This window comes from Methylobacterium sp. WL103, assembly GCF_008039885.1.
GTDB lineage: Bacteria > Pseudomonadota > Alphaproteobacteria > Rhizobiales > Beijerinckiaceae > Methylobacterium > Methylobacterium cerastii.
On sequence record NZ_VRUX01001248.1, the window covers coordinates 1 to 497 of the forward strand.

Here is a 497-nt window from a genome sequence, read left to right on the forward strand (position 1 = left end):
GGCGATGTCGGCGTCGAGGCGGCCGGTGAGCCGGGTCAGCGCCAGCGGCGTGAGGTCGTCGAGGTCGCCGGCCTTGAGCTGGACCGCGCCCTCCGTCAGCCAGGTCGCGGCGTCGAGGGCGGCGTTCCCGGCGAGGCTCACCGAGCCGAGGCCCAGGCCGAGCCGGTCGAGGCGCCAGTCGGCCCCTGCGCGCGCGAGGTGCGCGCCGCCCTGGAGCGGCTTGCCGCCGACGGTGCCGCCGACGGCGACCGTGCCGTCGAGGGCGCCGGTCAGGTCCTTGAGGGTCGCCTCGATCCGCAGCGCCCGCACGGGGCGGCCCATGCCGCTGGCCTGGTCCGCGCTGATCAGGGCGAACAGGTCGGGCCGTTCGAGGCTGCCGGAGAGCGTGCCGGAGAGGCCCGCCCGGCCGGAAAGGTGCTCGTCGAGGGCGGACAGATCCTTCAGGTCGACGTCGAGCCGGGCGTCGGCGACCCGGGCGGTGGCGCGGCCGTCGAGGC

The 497-nt window shown here is 77.5% G+C and carries 1 pseudogene; it reads right to left on the reverse strand.

Annotation, left to right across the window (positions count from 1 at the left end):
• Window positions 1-497: pseudogene (locus tag FV222_RS30450) on the reverse strand (hypothetical protein); the annotation flags it as partial.